The following is an 18,167-nucleotide window of genomic DNA, read 5'->3' as shown; positions in this document are numbered from 1 at the left end:
TCTCCATGCGGCATAAAGGGCAATAGCGGGGTATGATAGCCGCCCCATGCGAAACACTGAAAATATATCCAGCCCTTCGGGCGCCTGCAGACCATGATCAGCAACGAACTCAAAGCCACTATCCAAGGCGCCTACTCGCGTTTTCTCGAAGCCAAGAGCCTCAAGCCGCGTTACGGCCAGCGCCTGATGATCGCCGAAGTGGCCAAGGTACTCGGCGACATCGCCTGCGACGATGAAGGCCGCCGCGCCGGCGAGCCTGCCGTGGTCGCGGTGGAGGCCGGCACCGGTACCGGCAAGACGGTCGCCTATGCGCTGGCCGCGATCCCGGCTGCCAAGGCGGCCGGCAAACGCCTGGTCATCGCCACCGCCACTGTCGCCCTGCAGGAGCAGATCGTCTTCAAGGACCTGCCCGACCTGATGCGCAACAGCGGGCTGAACTTCAGCTTCGCTTTGGCCAAGGGGCGCGGCCGTTACCTGTGCCTGTCCAAGCTCGACGTGCTGCTGCAGGAAGGCCACGCGCAGTCGGCCACCGCCCAGTTGTTCGAGGAAGAAGGCTTTCACATCGAGGTCGACGAGCGCAGCCAGAAGCTGTTCAACAGCATGATCGAGAAGCTGGCGGGCAACCGCTGGGATGGCGACCGTGACAGCTGGTCCGAAGCCCTGGAAGACCAGGACTGGTCACGCCTGACCACCGACCATAGCCAGTGCACGGGCCGCCACTGCCCGAACTTCCAGCAGTGCGTGTTCTACAAGGCGCGCGAAGGCATGGGCAAGGTCGACGTGATCGTGACCAACCATGACATGGTCCTGGCTGACCTGGCCCTGGGTGGCGGCGCGGTGCTGCCCGACCCCCGCGACACCCTGTACGTGTTCGACGAAGGCCACCACCTGCCGGACAAGGCCATCGGCCATTTCGCCCATTACTCGCGCCTGCGCTCCACCGCCGACTGGCTGGAGCAGACCGCCAAGAACCTGACCAAGCTGCTGGCCCAGCACCCGCTGCCGGGGGACCTGGGCAAACTGATCGAACAGGTGCCGGAGCTGGCCCGCGAGATCCGTACCCAGCAGCAGTTCATGTTCACCCTGTGCGAGCAAGTCGCGGACTTCCGCCCCAGTGAAGACACCGAGGGCCGTGAGCGCCCGCGCTATCGCTTCGAAGGCGGTGTGGTGCCGGAGCAGATCCGCGAGGTGGGCATCGAGTTGAAGAAGGGCTTTGCCCGCCTCAACGATCTGTTCACCCGCCTGGCCGACTTGTTGAAGGAAGGCATGGATGGTGAAGTCAATATCGGTATCGCCAGCCATCAGGCCGAGGAATGGTACCCGCTGTTTGGCAGCCTGGTGACCCGTGCCCAGGGCAACTGGGAACTGTGGACGGCATTCACCGCCGAAGACCCCGAGGACAGCCCGCCCATGGCGCGCTGGCTGACCCTGGCCGAGAGCGGTGCGCTGTTCGACATCGAAGTCAACGCCAGCCCCATTCTGGCGGCCGAAATGCTCCGTCGCAGCCTGTGGAGCGTCGCCCACGGTGCGCTGGTAACCTCCGCCACGCTCACCGCACTGGGCAAGTTCGACCGTTACCGCATGCGCTCTGGCCTGCCTCGCGATGCTGTTACCTGCGTGGTGCCCAGCCCATTCGTGCATGGCGATGCCGGCGTGCTGCGGGTGCCCGACCTGGGCGCCGATCCGCGTGATGCGACGGCGCACACCGCGGCGATCATCCGTGAACTGCCCAACATGCTCGATGATGCCCGTGGCGCGCTGGTGCTGTTCTCGTCGCGCAAGCAGATGCAGGATGTGTTCGACGGCCTGGACCGCGACTGGCGCAAGCTGGTGCTGATCCAGGGCAACCTCTCCAAGCAGGAAACCCTGAACAAGCACAAGGCGCGGGTCGATGATGGCCAGCACAGCGTGTTGTTCGGCCTGGCCAGCTTTGCCGAGGGGGTCGACCTTCCCGGCGCTTATTGCGAGCACGTGGTGATCGCCAAGATTCCCTTCGCGGTGCCTGACGACCCGGTCGAAGCGGCCCTGGCGGAGTGGATCGAGGCCCGTGGTGGCAACCCGTTCATGGAAATTGCCGTGCCCGACGCCTCTTTGCGCCTGATTCAGGCCTGCGGCCGGCTGCTGCGTACCGAGCAGGATCGCGGTGTCATCACCTTGCTCGATCGACGTCTGGTCACCCAGCGCTACGGCAAGGCTATTCTCAATGCGCTACCGCCGTTCCGGCGGGAGATTTCCTGACCGCCGGAGCACTCTGCACCGGCTTGTTGTCCATCACTCAGTCTTGGGCTCATGAGGGCCCTGAAGGAGAGCCCCAGCCTTATGGTCCGCCGTACCCTGCCTGTCGTATTCGCCCTGTTGTTCAGCTCGCCATTATTGGCCGGGCAGCAGACGCTGTTCAGCTTCGTGCGCCCGGCCTCGGTGGTCAATGTGGTGACCGAGGATGCCGGCATGCCGCAGTACAACGCAGAGCAGACGGCCGGGGGTGAGGTGTTGCGGCGCGTGGTGTTCAACCCGGCCGAGCGCCCGACCTTGCGCCTGAGCCCGCAGAGCGGTGTGTGGGACTGGTCAGCCGGGCAGTTCCTGACCTTGCGCCTGCAAAGCGCAATGGACTGGGCGCTGACCGTGGACGTTACCGTGTTGGGCAGTGATGGCCGCACCCTGACCAGCCGCATCGACCTGCCCGCAGGCCCCGCCCAGACGGTGATGGTACCGCTCAAGGCCAGCTCGCCGTTGAGCCAGGGCATGCGCGCCGGGCCGCCGATGCCATGGGCGTACGCAGGCCAACGCCTGCTGCTGACCAGCAGCGCGGGTGCGGTCGACCTCAAACAAGTGGCGTCTGTCAGCCTGACGATCCCCAACCCCAAGGTGGCGCAGAACCTGCTGATCGAGAAAGTGGGTATTCAGGATGACGACCAGGCCTACCAGGCCGCCTACCATGAATTGATCGACGCTTACGGCCAGTCCACACGCGGCCAATGGCCAGAGAAGATTGCCAGCGACGAACAGCTCAGGGCTGCCGAAGGCCGTGAGCAGCAGCAACTCAAGGGCTGGTTGGCAGAGCACGGCAAGCAGCAACTGGACAGCTATGGCGGGTTGCTGGGCGGGCCGGCGTTCGAGGCCAAGGGTTTTTTCCGTACCGAGAAGCGTGATGGCCGCTGGTACCTGGTCACGCCAGAGGGCAACCCGTTCTACTCGCTGGGCGTCAATGCCGTGGCCGCTGATGGCGGGCGCACCTACGTCGAAGGCCGGGACGGCATGTTCAAGGCGCTGCCGGCCGAGGGCGATCCGCTGGCGGCGTTCTATGGCAAGGGTAACAACGACGACGGCAATGCCTCTTCGCAAGGGCGTAACTTCAAGCAGGGGCGCTGGTTCGACTTTTATGCCGCCAATATCCAGCGCACCTATGGCAAGCCTTGCCTTCCCAGCGTCGAGGGCCAGCCGGCAGCCGATTGCCCACCGCAGGTGCTGGATGCCACGCGCTGGCAGGCGCACGCGCTCGACCGCCTGCAAGCCTGGGGTTTCAATACCCTGGGTAACTGGAGCGACCCTGGCCTGGGCCAGGCCAAGCGCATGCCCTATACCTTGCCGCTGTCAATCGTTGGTGACTATGCCAGCATCAGCACCGGCATGGACTGGTGGGGCAGCATGCCCGACCCCTTCGACCCTCGCTTTGCCATGGCTACAGAACGTGCCGTCGCCATCGCTGCCCGGGACCACCGCGATGACCCCTGGCTGATCGGCTACTTCGCCGACAACGAACTGGCCTGGGCCGCACCGGGCAATGACCCCAAGGCGCGCTACGGGCTGGCCTATGGCACCTTGCGCCTGACCACCGATGTGCCCGCCAAGCGCGCCTTCCTCAAGCAGCTGCGTGACAAGTACCGCAACCAGGAGGGGCTGTCCAAGGCCTGGGGGATCGAACTGTCCGCCTGGGAGCTGATGGAAGACCCAGGGTTCGAGGCGCCTTTGCCCAACCCCGAGCACCCGGAGATCGAGCGGGACTACCAGCACTTCCAGCAGGTGTTCGCCGAGACCTACTTCAAGACCATCGCCGACTCGCTGAAGTGGCATGCGCCCAACCACCTGTTGCTTGGCGGCCGTTTTGCGCTCAGTACACCGGAGGCGGTCAAGGCCTGCGCCGAGTTCTGCGATGTGCTGAGCTTCAACTTCTATACCCTCAAACCCGAGGACGGTTACGACTTCGCTCGCCTGGCCGAGCTGGACAAGCCGGTGCTGGTGTCCGAGTTCCAGTTCGGTTCCCGCGACCGCGGGCCATTCTGGCCGGGGCCGCTGGAGGTGGCGCGTGAAGAGGACCGAGGGCCGGCCTATGGCAACTTCCTCAAGGCCGCGTTGGCGCAGCCGATGATCGTCGGCGCGCACTGGTTCCAATACCTGGACCAACCGGCCAGTGGGCGGTTGCTCGATGGCGAAAACGGCCACCTGGGGCTGGTGGCGATCACCGATGTGCCGTATCCGGGGTTCGTCGAGGCCGTACGCAAAAGCAACCAGCAGGCCATTGGTCAGTTGCGCACGCAACTGGCCAAGCCGCTCCCCTGAGCCATCGGGGTCGTCAAGCGGCCCCTTTGCTGGCGACCATCGAGCCTAAGCCAGTTTGCAAAACCGCCAACTACTGAAACAATGCACGCCATTTTCAGACGGTCGTACGGAGAACAGCGGGTGCAGATCCAGGGTCACTATGAGCTGAAGTTCGAGGCGGTGCGTGAAGCCTTCGCCGAGTTGTTCGATGATCCCCAGGAGCGTGGTGCGGCGCTGTGCATCCAGGTGGGCGGCGAGACCGTTATCGACCTGTGGGCGGGCACCGCCGACAAGGACGGGCAGCAGGCCTGGCACAGCGACACTATCGCCAACCTGTTCTCCTGCACCAAAACCTTCACTGCGGTCACCGCCTTGCAGTTGGTGGGCGAGGGCAAGCTGGCACTGGACGCTCCGGTGGCCCGTTACTGGCCCGAATTCGCCCAGGCCGACAAGCAGTCCATCACCCTGCGCCAGTTACTCAGCCACCGTGCGGGCCTGCCGGCCATCCGTGAACTGCTGCCTGCCGAGGCATTGTATGACTGGCAGGCGATGGTCGATGCCTTGGCCGCCGAAACCCCTTGGTGGACGCCTGGGGTCGAACACGGTTATGCCGCCATCACGTACGGCTGGCTGATCGGTGAGCTGATCCGCCGCGCTGATGGTCGTGGCCCAGGCGACTCGATCGTGGCCCGTACGGCGCGGCCGCTGGGGCTGGACTTTCATGTCGGCCTGGCCGACGAAGAATTCCATCGCGTGGCGCATATTGCGCGCGGCAAGGGCAACCCCGGCGATGCCGCTGCCCAGCGCTTGCTGCAGGTGACCATGCGCGAGCCTGAGGCGCTGTCCACCCGCGCCTTTACCAACCCGCCGGCGATTCTCACCAGCACCAACAAGCCCGAGTGGCGGCGCATGCAGCAGCCGGCGGCAAACGGCCACGGCAATGCCCGTAGCCTGGCCGGGTTCTATGCCGGCCTGCTCGATGGCAGCCTGCTTGAATCCGAGCTGCTCGACGAACTGACGCGCGAGCACAGTATCGGCCAGGACCGCACGCTGCTGACCCAGACCCGTTTCGGCCTGGGCTGCATGCTCGACCAGCCCGAGGTGGCCAATGCCACCTTTGGCCTCGGTGCCCGCGCCTTCGGGCACCCTGGCGCGGGCGGCTCGGTAGGTTTCGCCGACCCGGAGCACGATGTGGCCTTTGGCTTTGTGGTCAATACCCTGGGCCCCTATGTGCTGATGGACCCAAGAGCGCAGAAACTGGTACGCGTGCTTGCCAGTTGCCTTTGATCGGGTAATGCGGGTATTGGCCAACCCCTTTGACTATCCTCAATGCCAACGCCTGAATGCGTAGGCAAAATTTCTTTCTATTTCATGGTGTATCGCTGATGTCTTCACATAAATCCTTAGCACTCGCCCTGTGCCTGACCGCCGTTACCGGCTGCGCCAGTCACTCCCCGGACGCCGCGAAGGGCAGTGGCTCCAGCTGGTGGCCTTTCGGTTCGGACCAGGTTGCCGAGCAGGAAGTGAAGGAAGCCGTCACCGAAAAAGTGGCCAAGGCCGATGCCAAGTCGGAAAGCGCCAGCCGCTGGTGGTGGCCATTCGGCGGTGACGACAAGCAGGCCAAAGGGCCGGTCGTGCCGAAGATCGACCAGAAGGCTACCCAAGCCTGGCTGGATGAATACGAGCCCAAGCTGCGTGAAGCCATCAAGGACAGCAAACTGGAGCTGGAGCGCCGTGACAATGTCCTGGCGGTGACCATCCCGGTGGACAGTTCGTACAACCCTGACCGCCCGAACATGCTGCTGCCAATGACCCTGGGGCCGATCACCCGCGTAGCCAAGACCGTCGAGGGCGATGCCAAGACCGCGGTGCTGGTATTGGGCCATGCCGACAGCAGCGGTGCTGCGGCTGTCAACCAGAAGCTCAGCCTGGAGCGCGCCGCTTCGGTGTCGGCGATCTTCCGCCTCAGTGGCCTGCAACGTGATCGCCTGATCCTCAAGGGTATGGGTTCGGTCATGCCGCGTGCCGCCAACGACAGCGCCGAAGGCCGTGCCCTGAACCGCCGTGTGGAAATGCTGCTGACGCCGCAGAACACCATGGTGGCGCTGTTGGCCAAGTACCAACAGGCCACGCCGGCACCTACCCCAGCTTCGATGGTTGCTGTTCAGGATGCCAAGGCGCCTGCCGCCAAGGCTGCCACCAGCAAGCCCGCCGCCAAGGCCGCTGCCAAACCTGCCGCGAAAAAGCCTGTCGCCAAGGCCAAGGCACCTGCCAAGACTGCTGCCAAGAAGAAGGCCGCAGCGGTCAAGCCCGCCGCCAAGAAGGCGACCGTTGACAAAAAAGTAGCCGCCAACAGCCCTGCGAAGACCAACTGATCGTCAAGGAAACGCAGCCATGACCCAATCCCTGGCCGATATGCGCCGCGACTACACCCGTGATGGCCTGGCTGAAGCCCAGGCCCCGGGTGAGCCGTTCGCTTTGTTCCACCAGTGGTTCGCCGATGCGGTGAAAACCGAGCAACCCCCGGTCGAAGCCAACGCCTTGACCCTTGCCACGGTCGATGGCGAGGGTCGCCCCCATTGCCGCGTACTGCTGCTCAAGGGGCTCGATGAGCGTGGCTTTACCTTCTTTACCAACTACGAAAGCGCCAAGGGCCAGCAGTTGCAGGCTAACCCTTTCGCCGCCATGACGTTCTTCTGGCCAGCGTTGGAGCGCCAGGTGCGCATCGAAGGGCGGGTTGAAAAGGTCACGGCCAAGGAGTCGGACGACTACTACCAGGTGCGCCCTCTGGGCAGCCGCCTGGGGGCCTGGGCCTCGCCTCAGAGCCAGGTCATCAGTGGCCGTGAAACGTTGGAAGCGTTGGTGAAGGCGACCGAAGCACGGTTCTCCGACACTCAGCCGCACTGCCCGGAGCATTGGGGCGGGTATCGCCTGTTGCCTGAGCGGGTCGAGTTCTGGCAGGGGCGTACCAGCCGCTTGCATGACCGGATGAACTATCGCCTGGTCGATGGGCAATGGCTGCGGGAGCGGTTGGCGCCTTGAAATCCTTGGGGCTGCGCAGCAGCCCCAAGATTGCAACGCTACCCCTGATAAGCCGCCGCCTCACGCGCCAACCACTCCGCCAGCGCCTTGCGCCTGACCTTCTGCACCCGCGCCTGCTCCAGCCGTCGCAGCATGTACTCACGTTTGCGCACATCCTCCCCGGCCAGCGACAGCGCCAGGTCGCGGTCCATCCAGCGGCGCATCCGCACATACAGCCACCCATGGAAGTACAGCCCTGCGACAGTCGTGACCACGACGATGAAGTAATCCATGGCTATCCTTGGTCTCACTTGAAAGGCCCACGATACAGTCCAGGTAGGCTGTACCCAGGCTGAATGAAAACAATTTTATTACGTCTGTGCCGTGACAGCCGTCAATGTGCAGCGTCTAATGAACACCGATGACTTATGGAGACTTTACCCATGCGTAAATCCGCTTTGCTGGTGGCGACCTTCACCACCATGTCGCTGTTGCTGGGGGGCTGTGCCTCGAGCCTGACCGGCGATAGCTACTCCCGTGATGAGGCCCGTCGCGTGCAGACCGTACGCATGGGGACCATCGAATCCTTGCGTCCGGTCAAGATCGAAGGCACCAAGACCCCGATCGGCGGTGGCGCGGGTGCGATTGTCGGCGGCGTTGCCGGCAGTGCAGTCGGGGGTGGCCGTGGCAGCATCGTCGCGGCAGTGATTGGTGCGGTTGCCGGTGGCCTGGCAGGTTCTGCCGCCGAAGAAGGCATCACCCGTACCCAGGGTGTGGAAATCACCGTGCGTGAAGACGATGGCAGCATGCGTGCCTATGTGCAGGCCGTTCAGGAAAACGAGATTTTCCGGGTTGGCGAACGTGTTCGCATCATGACCGTCGACGGTACCAGCCGCGTCTCGCACTGAGCCTTGCACCGGCTGTAGCGCAAAAACGCAAAACCCCGATCTGGCCACGCCAGTCGGGGTTTTTTCATGCCGCTTCTACTTTAGTGCGTGCGGGGGGCGCGGCTGGCCATTGCGGTAACGGCATAGCCGACGACCGCAGCGATGAACGAGCCGGTGAGAATGCCCATACGGTCCATGCCCGCATAGTCACTGCTGCCTGGCACGAAGGCCAGGGAACCTACGAACAGGCTCATGGTGAAGCCGATGCCGCAGAGTATCGCCACCCCCAGCAACTGCCCCCAGCTTGCACCCGTAGGCAACGCCGCCAGGCGAAGCTTGATCGCAAGCCAGGTCAGGCCGAACACCCCCACAGTCTTGCCCGCCAGCAAGCCGACAGCGATACCCAGCGGTACCGGGTGGGTGAAGCTTTCTAACGTCATGCCGGCCAACGAGACACCGGCGTTGGCGAACGCGAACAGCGGCAGAATGGCATAGGCCACCCAAGGGTGCAGGGCGTGTTCCAGCGACAGCAGCGGCGAGCTTTCCGCGTTGCGTGTGCGCAGTGGAATGCACAGCGCCAGGGCGACACCCGCCAATGTGGCGTGGACACCGCTCTTGAGCACGCATACCCAAAGCACCAGGCCGATGATCAGGTAAGGCCCGAGCTTGACTACGCCAAGCCGGTTCATGGCTATCAGCGCTACCAGGCAGGCCGCTGCCAGCATAAGTGACACGCTGGACAAGGTGCCCGAGTAGAACAGGGCAATGACAATGATTGCACCCAGGTCATCGATGATCGCGAGGGTCATCAAGAACAGCTTGAGCGACGCCGGGACACGCTTGCCCAGCAATGCCAGCACGCCAAGGGCGAAGGCGATATCGGTGGCGGTGGGGATGGCCCAGCCGGCGACGGCTGCAGGGTTGTCGCGGTTGATGAACCAGTAGACCAGTGCCGGTACCACCATGCCACCCACTGCGGCGGTAGCGGGCAGGATTACCTGCGAGGGCTTCGACAGCTGGCCGTCGACCACCTCGCGCTTGACCTCCAGGCCGATGAGCAGGAAGAACAGCGCCATGAGGCCGTCGTTGATCCACAGCAACAAAGGCTTGGCTATCTCCAGCGCGCCAACCTTGACGGCGACCGGGACGTCCAGCAGGCCGTTGTACAGGTAGGACAAAGGTGAGTTGTTGATGACCAGAGCAAGGATGGCCGCAGCGATCAGCAGCAGGCCGCTGGCGGCTTCGAGCTGAAAGAATCGGGTGAAGAGGCTACGCACGGGCTATGGGCTCTCCATGAGAGGTTGATTACGGAACGGGCGTACACCCTAGCTTGTGGCGATATGCTTTAAAACAAAAACTATATTCGTTTTTGTTATATGGTATTGCCGCCTTGGCTGTGGGAAGACTAGACGCAGCTGAGGAACGGTGAGGTAGGGGAAATCTGATTATTCGCGCAGACTTTTCTGGCGATGGTCATGCCCCCTGCGCAGACTTGCCCGCGCAGGGGGCGCATGAAACTTGCTGCCTTACAGCCCGAGCATGTCCCGCGCTACCGCCTCGGCAATGCGAATGCCATCGACGCCTGCCGACAGGATACCGCCCGCGTAGCCTGCGCCTTCACCCGCCGGGAACAACCCCCTCATGTTCAGGCTCTGGTAGTCCTCGCCACGGGTAATGCGCAGCGGCGAAGAGGTACGCGTCTCGATACCGGTCAACACCGCGTCATGCAGGTTGTAGCCCTTGATCTGCCGATCGAATGCCGGCAACGCTTCGCGGATCGCCTCGATGGCGAAATCCGGCAAGCTGGGCGCCAGGTCACCCAGGGTCACGCCTGGCTTGTACGAAGGCTCGACACTGCCCAGGGCAGTGGACGGCCTGCCGGCTACGAAGTCACCGACCAACTGCGCCGGGGCCTGGTAGTTGCTGCCACCCAGGACATAGGCGTGCGCCTCCAGGCGTTCCTGCAGCTCGATGCCGGCCAGCGGGCCGCCCGGGTAGTCGCGCTCGGGGTCGATGCCGACGACGATGCCGGAGTTGGCATTGCGTTCGTTACGCGAATACTGGCTCATGCCGTTGGTCACGACGCGGCCAGGCTCGCTGGTGGCGGCGACCACGGTGCCGCCTGGGCACATGCAGAAACTGTAGACCGAACGGCCGTTCTTGGCGTGATACACCAGTTTGTAGTCGGCAGCGCCCAGTTTCGGGTGGCCGGCATACTTGCCCAGACGGGCCTTGTCGATCAGCGTTTGCGGGTGTTCGATACGGAAACCGACCGAGAACGGCTTGGCCTCCATGAATACGCCCTTGGCATGCAGCATGCGGAAGGTGTCGCGGGCACTGTGCCCCAGGGCCAGAACCACATGGCGTGACTGCAGCTGCTCGCCGCTTGCCAGCACCACGCCGGTCAGCTGGCCGTTATCGGTCAGCAGGTCGGTGACCTTCTGCTCGAAACGCACTTCACCGCCCAGGGCGATGATGTCCTGGCGCATCTGCTCGACCATGCCGGTCAGGCGGAAGGTGCCGATGTGCGGTTTATTGATGTAGAGGATCTCATCCGGCGCGCCGGCCTTGACGAACTCTTCCAGCACCTTGCGGCCGTGGTGCAGCGGGTCCTTGATCTGGCTGTACAGTTTGCCGTCGGAGAAGGTCCCGGCGCCGCCTTCGCCGAACTGCACGTTGGATTCGGGGTTGAGCACGCTCTTGCGCCACAGGCCCCAGGTGTCCTTGGTGCGCTGGCGTACTTCCTTGCCGCGTTCGAGGATGATCGGCTTGAAGCCCATCTGCGCCAGCAGCAATCCGGCAAAGATGCCGCAAGGGCCAAAGCCGACCACGATCGGGCGCTGTGCGAGCTCGGCGGGGGCGTGGCCCACGTACTTGTAGGTGACGTCGGGGGCTACGCCGATGTTGCGATCGTCTTCGAACTTGCGAAGCAGCTCGGCCTCGTTGCTGGCTTCGAGGTCGATGGTGTAGATGAACAGCAGTTCGCTGTTTTTCTTGCGTGCGTCGTAGCTGCGCTTGAACAGGTTGAAGCTGAGCAATTGCTCATCGTTGATGCCCAGGCGCTGGACGATGGCTTCGCGCAGGGCTTCGTCGGGATGGTCCAGGGGCAGCTTCAGTTCGGTGATTCGTAGCATGGCAGGGTCCAGTATCCCGGCCATGGGCGGCCGGCGGCTTTACACAAACCGCCAAGTATAAGCTGTTCGCCGCCCCGACTGGCAGGATAAAAGCGCCCGGTGATCAGTTGTCGCGCGCACCGCCGTAGTAACCGCAGCCTTGCAGGGTCTTGCCGTCGATGCGCAGCTCGGCGCGCAGGTGGCGCACCGCCCCGGTGGCGACGTCCACGCAGCGTTGCGGTGCGACCCAAAGCTCCACGTGCTGGCCGTTGGCCTCGCTGGTCAGGGTCAGGCCACCACCTGGCACTTCCTCTTCCAGAAACGGCAGGGGCAGCGGCGCTTGACCAACCCGGCTGACGACCATGCCCTTGCCGCTGGCCTTGATGTCCCAGTCGGGTTCGTGGCCGTTGGCGCGCAGGGTCAGTTGCTTGAAGTTGGGGTCTTCGCAGGCGCGGGTCGAGGGCTCCAGGCGGTAAAGCCGGCGCACTTCGAGCTGGCCGTCGTTGGTGGCCTGCTTGCTGCCGGTAAGGCGCCCGCGCACATCGGCGAATAGCTTGTCGCCGGCATCCTTGGCGAGGTTGGCGGCTTCCTGCAGGACCCCCGTGCCAGCGACGTCGTTGATCACGAAACGGCGGCTTTCATTGCAGGGCTTGAACAGCAACTGGCCACCGGCGGCGCTCAGTTCGCCCTGCATGCGCGTGGTGCCGATGTTTGGGTCGCTTGGGGTGTCAGCCATCAGTTGGCAACCGGCGAACAGGGGCAGCAGGGCGGTGAGCAGCAGGGTAGGGGTGAGGCGCATGGGGCGGGCTCCGGCGATGTTCCTGAAAGCTGGCCACGTTACGCAGGGTGCACGGGGATCACAAGCATTGTCGGTATCCGGCTCAGGCCACATGAACCCAACAGGCAGAACAAAGGGCCCGAAGGCCCTTTGTTCATCAACCTCCCAGGTACGCGTCACGCACCTTGGGGTCACTCAGCAGTGACTCACCCGTTCCTTGCATCACCACCCGCCCGTTTTCCAGGACATAGGCACGGTCGGCGATCTTCAGCGCCTGGTTGGCGTTCTGTTCCACCAGGAACACGGTCACGCCGTCACGGCGCAACTGTTCGATGATGTCGAAGATCTGCTGGATGATGATTGGTGCCAGGCCCAGCGATGGCTCGTCGAGCAGCAGCAGCTTGGGTTTGCTCATCAGCGCCCGGCCAATGGCGAGCATCTGCTGCTCGCCACCGGACATGGTGCCGCCACGCTGGATATAACGCTCCTTCAGGCGCGGGAACAGCTGCAGGACTTTGTCCAGCTGCTCCTGGTAGTCGCCCTTGTCGGTGAAGAAACCGCCCATGGCGAGGTTTTCTTCCACCGTCAGGCGGGCGAACACACGGCGCCCTTCCGGGACCACGGCGATACTCTTGCGCATGATGTGCGAAGAGGTCTGGCCGACCAGCTCTTCACCCAGGTACTTGATGCTGCCGCTATGGGCCTGCGGCGAGCCGCACAAGGTCATCAGCAGTGTTGATTTGCCCGCGCCGTTGGCACCGATCAAGGTGACGATCTCGCCCTGGTTGATCTCCACGTTGACGCTGTGTAGCGCCTGGATCTTGCCGTAGAAGGTGGAAACGTTCTCGAACTTCAGCATTTACGCTTCCCCCAGGTAAGCCTTGATCACTTCAGGATTGTCGCGAATCTGCTCCGGCGTGCCATCTGCCAGGGGGGTGCCCTGGTTGATCACCACGATATGGTCGGAAATGCTCATCACCAGCTTCATGTCGTGCTCGATCAGCAGCACGGTGACGTTGTGTGACTCGCGCAGATAGGCGATCAGTGCCTTGAGGTCTTCGGTCTCTTTCGGGTTAAGGCCCGCTGCTGGTTCGTCGAGCATGATGATCCGTGGCTGGGTCATCATGCAGCGGGCGATTTCCAGGCGGCGTTGCTGGCCGTAGGCGAGGGTGCCGGCGGTACGGTTGGCAAACTCGGTCAGGTTGACCTTCTCCAGCCAGTACTGCGCGCGCTCCATGGCCTCCTTCTCGCTGCGACGGAAGCTCGGGGTCTTGAACAGGCCGGCGAAGAAGTTGGTGTTCAAGTGCCGGTGCTGGGCGATCAGCAGGTTCTCCAGCGCGGTCATTTCCTTGAACAGGCGCACGTTCTGGAAGGTACGCACCACGCCCTTGCGGGCGATCTGGTGGCCGGCCAGGCCCTGGATCGGCTGGCCATCGAGCAGGATGGTTCCACCGCTGGGTTTGTAGAACCCGGTGAGGCAGTTGAACACCGTGGTCTTGCCTGCGCCGTTCGGGCCGATCAGCGCCACCACCTGTTTTTCCTTGACGGTCAGGGCCACGCCATTGACCGCCAACAAGCCGCCGAAGCGCATGCTCAGGCCGCTGACTTGCAGAATTTCGCGGCTCATCGACGCAGCTCCATGTGTGGACGTTGCATAGGCAGCAGGCCTTGCGGACGCCAGATCATCATCAACACCATCAGCGCACCGAACATCAGCATCCGGTATTCGCTGAACTCACGCATCAGCTCGGGCAGCAGGATCATCACGATGGCCGCGAGAATCACGCCCAGTTGTGAACCCATGCCACCGAGCACGACGATGGCGAGGATGATCGCCGACTCGATGAAGGTGAACGACTCCGGTGTCACCAGGCCTTGCCGGGCAGCGAAGAAGCTGCCGGCGAAACCGGCGAAGCAGGCACCCAGGGTGAATGCCGAGAGCTTGATCACAGTGGGGTTCAGGCCCAGTGCGCGGCAGGCGATCTCGTCTTCACGCAAGGCTTCCCAGGCACGGCCGATCGGCATGCGCAGCAGGCGGTTGATGACGAACAGCGCCAGCAGGGCCAGCAGCAGGGCCACCAGGTAGAGGAAGATGACCTTGTTGATCGAGTTGTACGCCAACCCGAAGAACTCATGGAAGGTCTGCATCCCCTCGGCCGCACGGCGTTCGAAGGTCAGGCCGAAGAGCTCGGGCTTGGGGATGTTGCTGATGCCGTTGGGGCCGCCGGTCCAGTCGGTGAGGTTACGCAGGAACAGGCGGATGATCTCGCCGAAGCCGAGGGTCACGATCGCCAGGTAGTCACCGCGCAGGCGCAGCACCGGGAAGCCGAGCAGGAAGCCGAAGGTGGCGGCCATCAGGCCGGCGATCGGCAGGCAGACCCAGAAGCTCCAGCCCAGGTAGTGCGAGAGCATTGCGTAGCTGTACGCGCCCACGGCATAGAAGCCCACATAACCCAGGTCGAGCAGGCCTGCCAGGCCGACCACGATGTTCAGGCCCAGGCCCAGCAACACGTAGATCAGGATCAGCGTGGCAATGTCGACCGCACCGCGCGAGCCGAAGAACGGCCACACCAGCGCGACCAGGATCAGCCCGATGATGATCCAGCGCTGAGTCTTGGGCAGGGTCAGGTAGTTGCTCACGGCCGGCGAGATCAGCTTGCGATCCGAGCGGCGGCTCATGACCGAGCTCCACTGCTTGTCGAACAGCACGCGCAGGAACATCAGCACCGAGCACACGGCGATGATGCTGATGGTGAACGAGCCCTGGCTGTGCACCACCAGGCTGATGCCGTCGATGCTCAGTTTGAGGCCCAGTACCGGGAAGGCCACGGCCCATACCAGCAAGGCGCTGAAGAACGCCTGTTTGAGATTTTTGTTCATACTTTTTCAACCTCCGGGCGGCCCAGGATGCCGGTCGGCCGGAACAGCAGGACAAGCACCAAGAGACCGAATGCCACTACGTCCTTGTACTGGTCGCCGAAGATATCGGCGCCGAAGGCCTCGGCCACACCCAGCACCAGCCCACCGAGCATGGCGCCCGGAATGCTGCCGATGCCACCCAGCACCGCTGCGGTGAAGGCTTTGAGGCCCACCAGGAAGCCGGCGTTGGGGTTGATCACCCCGTACTGCATGCTCAGCAGCACGGCCGCTACCGCTGCCAGTGCGGCACCGATGACGAAGGTGAGGGCGATGATGTTGTTGGTGTTGATGCCCAGCAGGTTGGCCATCTTGATGTCCTCGGCGCAGGCGCGGCAGGCGCGGCCCAGACGGGAACGGGAGATGAACAGGGTGAGCAGGGTCATGGCCACCAGGGTGACGACGAACACCAGGATCTGCATGTAGCTGATCAGTACCTCTTCAGCGCCGCCCGGCCCGAAGGAGAAGCTCCCGGGGATCAGGTTGGGGATGGATTTGTCCTTGGAGTCCTGCGAGAGCAAGACCGTGTTCTGCAGGAAAATCGACATGCCGATGGCGGAAATCAGCGGGATCAGACGGTTGCTGTTGCGCAGGGGGCGGTAGGCAACCCGTTCGATGCTGTAGCCATAGGCACTGGTGACGAAGATCGTCGCGACGAAGGCGACGGTCATCAGGATCGGCAGCGAATGGATACCCATCATGGCCAGGCCCGCCAGGGCGATGAAGGCCACGTAGGAACCGATCATGTACACCTCGCCGTGGGCGAAGTTGATCATGCCAATGATGCCGTACACCATCGTGTAGCCGATGGCGATCAAGGCATAGGTGCTGCCGATGGTCAATCCATTAACCAGTTGTTGGAAGAAATGGTAGATCTCAGGCATTACAGCGCTCCTAAAAACCTGACTTGCATTTCGCTGGCGGGGGTAGGCCAGGAAACCGCGAGTGACGGTTTTAAGATTTTCAGGTGGCCGGCTCCCGGATCGCGGGAATCACGGCCATGAACCTCGTAAAACAAAGCCCACTGCTCGCACAGTGGGCTTTTACGGTCAGCTATTTAGTCACGCAGTTACTGAGGGGAGACTTCGGTCTTCGGTTTGCCGAAGTGCCATTCGTAAACAACGAATTTGAAGTCTTTCAGGTCGCCCTTGGCGTCATATGACAGGTCGCCGGTGGGGGTCTTGAAAGTACCGGCGTGGATGGCTTCTGCCACTTTGTCGGCGTCTTCGGACTTGGCCGCTTTGATGCCTTCGGCAATCAGTTGGACAGCCGAGTAGGCCGGGAACACGAACGGGCCGCTCGGGTCTTTGCCGTCAGCCTTGATGGCATCGACGATGGCCTTGTTCTCTGGATCGGCGTCGAACGACTTCGGCAGGGTGACCAGCAGCCCTTCGGAGGCGCCCTGGGCGATCTGCGAGATGGAGTCGTTGCCGACACCTTCTGGGCCCATGAATTTGGCTTTCAGGCCTTTCTCCTGAGCCTGGCGCAGGATCAGGCCCAGCTCTGGGTGGTAGCCGCCGTAGTACACGAAGTCGACGTTGTTCTGTTTGAGCTTCTGGATGATCGAGGAGAAGTCCTTGTCACCGGCGTTCAGGCCTTCGAAGACCGCAACCTTGGTGCCTTTGCCTTCCAGTGTCTGCTTGACGGCGGTGGCGATGCCTTCACCGTACTGCTGCTTGTCGTGCAGGACTGCAACAACCTTCGGCTTGACGTGGTCTGCGATGTAGTTGCCGGCGGCCGGACCCTGGGCGCTGTCCAGACCGATGGTACGGAAGATCATTTTGTAGCCACGGGCGGTGATTTCCGGGCTGGTAGCAGCGGGGGTGATCATGATCACGCCTTCGTCTTCGTAGATGTCGGACGCAGGCTGGGTAGAGCTGGAGCACAGGTGGCCGATGACGAACTTGACGCCGTCATTGACCACTTTGTTGGCGATTGCCACGGCCTGTTTAGGGTCGCAGGCGTCGTCGTATTCCTTGGCTTCGAGCATCTTGCCATCGACGCCGCCCTTGGCGTTGATGTCTTTGATAGCTTGCTTGGCGCCGATGAACTGCATGTCGCCGTACTGGGTGACAGGGCCGGTCTTAGGCCCCGCGATCCCGATCTTGATGGTATCGGCGGCAAACGAATGGCTGGCTACCCCTGCCAGAACCATTGCGGCGAACAGCTTGGAAATCTTGATCATAGTGCTCCACTCATTCTGTTGTAATTCTTATAGTCCTGGCGGCCAGGGCTACAGACCGGGCGGGATTTGCGGTATGGCCACGCCATACTGCATGCCCACCTTCCCCCGGAACATGTCCCGGAACTGTACCGGTACAGTGTAGAGCGCTGTTCGAGCGCTTGAAAAGCGGTCAAAAAGTACCTGGTTCCTGGGTTGTCGCTTGATCGACACAAAGATACAGAAAAGCGCCATCAATTTGCCTGTACCTGCGGCCCAACCCCACAAGTTCGGGGCCGATCGACCAAATTACGTATTTGAAACCGGGTTTTTCTGCAAAAATAGCGGCCTTTTTTATTGGCCGATTTTTGCGGGTAGCAACCCATGACTGATCAAACAAGCACCCTCTATGCCAAATTGATTGGCGAGACGGCAATCATCGAGTGGAAAGCGCTGGAGCGCTTCTGGGCAAAGGGTGACCTGATTTGGGTCGACCCCAGCCTGGACCTGATCGCCGTTGCCGAAGCGATGGCCGAGAATCGCGGCGAGATCTTCGCCAAGTGGCGTAGTGATGGCGCTGTTGGCCCGGTGACTGCCGAGCAGGCGCTGGACCTGCAAAACCGCGATCCAGAGATCTGGGCGGTGGTGGTTTCACCGTTTATCGTGATTCAGGTGAAGCGCGCTGAGTGAGCGTGATCGTTTTTGGTGCGTAAAAATGCGCAGCCGCTTCAATCTGGTGCTTGGGGACGATCAGA

The 18,167-nt window shown here is 62.6% G+C and carries 16 protein-coding genes; 7 read left to right on the top strand and 9 right to left on the bottom strand.

From position 1 onward, the window contains the following. Positions 1-93: 93 nt before the first annotated feature. From dinG to pdxH, 5 genes are all read left to right on the top strand, one after another. Positions 94-2,238 (top strand): ATP-dependent DNA helicase DinG, encoded by a 2,145-nt coding sequence (gene dinG, locus PC358_RS22275; RefSeq protein WP_033702639.1) that lies wholly within the window; start codon positions 94-96, stop codon positions 2,236-2,238. Between the two features lie 81 nt (positions 2,239-2,319). Then, a complete protein-coding gene (locus PC358_RS22270; protein WP_033702638.1) occupies positions 2,320-4,557 on the top strand; it encodes a beta-galactosidase in 2,238 nt (745 codons plus the stop codon). A gap of 120 nt (positions 4,558-4,677) precedes the next feature. Then, positions 4,678-5,823, top strand: coding sequence for an EstA family serine hydrolase (locus tag PC358_RS22265; protein ID WP_033702637.1), 1,146 nt, complete (start codon positions 4,678-4,680; stop codon positions 5,821-5,823). Between the two features lie 98 nt (positions 5,824-5,921). Next, positions 5,922-6,911, top strand: a complete 990-nt coding sequence (locus PC358_RS22260; protein ID WP_033702636.1) for an OmpA family protein — start codon at positions 5,922-5,924, stop codon at positions 6,909-6,911. Positions 6,912-6,930: 19 nt separating this feature from the next. Next, positions 6,931-7,578 (top strand): pyridoxamine 5'-phosphate oxidase, encoded by a 648-nt coding sequence (pdxH, locus tag PC358_RS22255; protein WP_033702635.1) that lies wholly within the window; start codon positions 6,931-6,933, stop codon positions 7,576-7,578. 38 nt (positions 7,579-7,616) lie between these two features. On the opposite strand, the gene PC358_RS22250 is transcribed toward pdxH, so the two are convergent. After that, entirely contained in the window at positions 7,617-7,850 is a 234-nt protein-coding gene (locus PC358_RS22250; protein WP_033702634.1) for a hypothetical protein, read from the bottom strand. Between the two features lie 150 nt (positions 7,851-8,000). Between PC358_RS22250 and PC358_RS22245 the strand changes: the two genes are divergently transcribed. Then, on the top strand, positions 8,001-8,465 hold the full coding sequence (locus PC358_RS22245; protein WP_033702633.1) for an outer membrane lipoprotein: 465 nt from the start codon (positions 8,001-8,003) through the stop codon (positions 8,463-8,465). Positions 8,466-8,545: 80 nt separating this feature from the next. Here PC358_RS22245 and nhaA read toward each other — a convergent pair whose 3' ends face one another. From nhaA to PC358_RS22205, 8 genes are all read right to left on the bottom strand, one after another. Beyond that, the gene (nhaA, locus tag PC358_RS22240) at positions 8,546-9,721 is read right to left on the bottom strand and encodes a Na+/H+ antiporter NhaA (RefSeq protein ID WP_033702632.1); all 1,176 of its coding nucleotides are present in this window, start codon (positions 9,719-9,721) and stop codon (positions 8,546-8,548) included. 249 nt (positions 9,722-9,970) lie between these two features. Next, a complete protein-coding gene (locus PC358_RS22235) occupies positions 9,971-11,578 on the bottom strand; it encodes an NAD(P)/FAD-dependent oxidoreductase (protein ID WP_033702631.1) in 1,608 nt (535 codons plus the stop codon). Positions 11,579-11,681: 103 nt separating this feature from the next. Then, entirely contained in the window at positions 11,682-12,356 is a 675-nt protein-coding gene (locus PC358_RS22230) for a COG3650 family protein (RefSeq protein ID WP_033702630.1), read from the bottom strand. Positions 12,357-12,492: 136 nt separating this feature from the next. Beyond that, positions 12,493-13,194, bottom strand: a complete 702-nt coding sequence (locus PC358_RS22225) for an ABC transporter ATP-binding protein (RefSeq protein WP_033702629.1) — start codon at positions 13,192-13,194, stop codon at positions 12,493-12,495. Continuing rightward, complete coding sequence (gene livG / locus PC358_RS22220) at positions 13,195-13,962, bottom strand: high-affinity branched-chain amino acid ABC transporter ATP-binding protein LivG (protein WP_033702628.1); 768 nt, start codon at positions 13,960-13,962, stop codon at positions 13,195-13,197. Continuing rightward, positions 13,959-15,215 carry a high-affinity branched-chain amino acid ABC transporter permease LivM gene (locus PC358_RS22215; protein ID WP_033702627.1) on the bottom strand — a complete coding sequence of 419 codons (1,257 nt, stop codon included), beginning with the start codon at positions 15,213-15,215 and terminating at the stop codon, positions 13,959-13,961. Before PC358_RS22215 ends, livG begins: the two co-directional genes overlap by 4 nt. Further along, positions 15,212-16,135: a high-affinity branched-chain amino acid ABC transporter permease LivH gene (gene livH, locus PC358_RS22210; protein WP_008097482.1), complete on the bottom strand. Its 924-nt coding sequence runs from the start codon at positions 16,133-16,135 to the stop codon at positions 15,212-15,214. The genes PC358_RS22215 and livH overlap by 4 nt, the downstream gene beginning before the upstream one ends. A gap of 185 nt (positions 16,136-16,320) precedes the next feature. Then, a complete protein-coding gene (locus tag PC358_RS22205; protein ID WP_033702626.1) occupies positions 16,321-17,436 on the bottom strand; it encodes a branched-chain amino acid ABC transporter substrate-binding protein in 1,116 nt (371 codons plus the stop codon). Positions 17,437-17,796: 360 nt separating this feature from the next. Here PC358_RS22205 and PC358_RS22195 point away from each other — a divergent pair, with 360 nt between their 5' ends. Continuing rightward, positions 17,797-18,102: a DUF2288 domain-containing protein gene (locus tag PC358_RS22195; protein ID WP_033702624.1), complete on the top strand. Its 306-nt coding sequence runs from the start codon at positions 17,797-17,799 to the stop codon at positions 18,100-18,102. The last annotated feature ends 65 nt before the right edge of the window (positions 18,103-18,167 follow it).

It is taken from the genome of Pseudomonas capeferrum (assembly GCF_000731675.1).
Lineage (GTDB): Bacteria > Pseudomonadota > Gammaproteobacteria > Pseudomonadales > Pseudomonadaceae > Aquipseudomonas > Aquipseudomonas capeferrum.
The sequence above is the reverse complement of the archived record's forward strand: the minus strand, read 5'-3'. Positions and strand labels throughout refer to the sequence as shown.